This window comes from Campylobacter sp. RM19072 (assembly GCF_024723485.1).
GTDB lineage: Bacteria > Campylobacterota > Campylobacteria > Campylobacterales > Campylobacteraceae > Campylobacter > Campylobacter porcelli.
Genome location: NZ_JANQCU010000037.1, coordinates 1 through 2,122 on the forward strand (window position 1 = coordinate 1; position 2,122 = coordinate 2,122).

Sequence of the window (2,122 nt, forward strand, 5' to 3'; positions counted from 1 at the left end):
TCAATCTCTCAAACCTAAACAAGCTGATTGAGACTATATTGAAGTGATAATTGTGAGATTATCACTTTGTACTCTAGAAAGGAGGTGATCCAACCGCAGGTTCTCCTACGGTTACCTTGTTACGACTTCACCCCAGTCGCTGATTCCACTGTGGACGGTAACTAGTTTAGTATTCCGGCTTAGAGTGAAATCAACTCCCATGGTGTGACGGGCGGTGAGTACAAGACCCGGGAACGTATTCACCGTAGCATGGCTGATCTACGATTACTAGCGATTCCGGCTTCATGCTCTCGAGTTGCAGAGAACAATCCGAACTGGGACATATTTTATAGATTTGCTCCATCTCGCGATATTGCGTCTCATTGTATATGCCATTGTAGCACGTGTGTCGCCCTGGGCATAAGGGCCATGATGACTTGACGTCGTCCACACCTTCCTCCTCCTTACGAAGGCAGTATATTTAGAGTGCTCAGCCTAACTGTTAGCAACTAAATACGTGGGTTGCGCTCGTTGCCGGACTTAACCGAACATCTCACGACACGAGCTGACGACAGCCGTGCAGCACCTGTCACTAAGTTCTAGCAAGCTAGCACCCTCGTATCTCTACAAGGTTCTTAGGATATCAAGCCCAGGTAAGGTTCTTCGCGTATCTTCGAATTAAACCACATGCTCCACCGCTTGTGCGGGTCCCCGTCTATTCCTTTGAGTTTTAATCTTGCGACCGTACTCCCCAGGCGGTATACTTAATCCGTTAGGTGCATTACTGCCATGACTAGCACAGCAACAACTAGTATACATCGTTTAGGGCGTGGACTACCAGGGTATCTAATCCTGTTTGCTCCCCACGCTTTCACGCATTAGCGTCAGTTAAGTTCCAGCAGATCGCCTTCGCAATGGGTATTCCTGGTGATCTCTACGGATTTTACCCCTACACCACCAATTCCATCTGCCTCTCCCTCACTCTAGATTATCAGTTTCTCAAGCAGTTTAATGGTTAAGCCATTAGATTTCACAAAAGACTTGATAATCCGCCTACGCGTCCTTTACGCCCAGTGATTCCGAGTAACGCTTGCACCCTCCGTATTACCGCGGCTGCTGGCACGGAGTTAGCCGGTGCTTATTCCTTAGGTACCGTCATTGTTCTTCCCTAAGAAAAGGAGTTTACGCTCCGAAAAGTGTCATCCTCCACGCGGCGTTGCTGCTTCAGGCTTTCGCCCATTGAGCAATATTCCCTACTGCTGCCTCCCGTAGGAGTCTGGACCGTGTCTCAGTTCCAGTGTGACTGATCATCCTCTCAGACCAGTTATGCGTCATAGCCTTGGTAAGCCATTACCTTACCAACTAGCTGATACAATATAGTCTCATCCTATGCCGAGAGCTCTTAGTAATACACATAAAAAAGGTTTTAAAATTATTTTTATTAATCTCTTTTAAAGAAAATATTTTTAATTTAAAAACCACTTTATAATTCAGAATTTTACAAAAATCTTTAAAAGCTAACTGCTTCACTTTTTCTTGCCTTACTACTTATGTAAGACTTCAAAAAAGTTTATTGTTATCTTTTTAGCTTTTTGTTTTAAAATCCATTTTATATGCATTACTAAGAGCTACTTTCCCAACTTAACTTGTGTTAAGAAGGAGTATGGAGTATTAGCAGTCATTTCTAACTGTTGTCCTCCAGCATAGGGCAGATTAACTATACATTACTCACCCGTGCGCCACTAACTTATAAGAGCAAGCTCTTACTTGTCCGTTCGACTTGCATGTATTAGGCACGCCGCCAGCGTTCACTCTGAGCCAGGATCAAACTCTCCATAAAAAAATACTTTACAAAAAATAGTAAAGTAAGATATTTATTATGAAGTTTTAATCTAAAAACTTAATTTTTTATAACTATTAAATTAGCAATTATTTAATTTAAATAATTAAAATTGCCTTTGGCTCAATCGATCACTTGTTTAGATTTCAAAGATTGACTATAAAAGATAGTTTAACATTATAAAAATTAAAAAACAGAAACGATAAAGAGATGATTTGTCCAACTATAAGAAGGTGTTTCTCAATTCGTGAGCTGGAATTATATAAGAGATATACTTAAAGTTTGCTGAATGATTGGGAGGGG

1 rRNA gene is annotated in these 2,122 nt (G+C 41.4%); it reads right to left on the reverse strand.

The annotated features are described in order from the left end of the window. Window positions 1-77: 77 nt before the first annotated feature. Window positions 78-1,819, reverse strand: a 16S ribosomal RNA gene (locus tag CSUIS19072_RS08285). Between the last annotated feature and the right edge of the window lie 303 nt (window positions 1,820-2,122).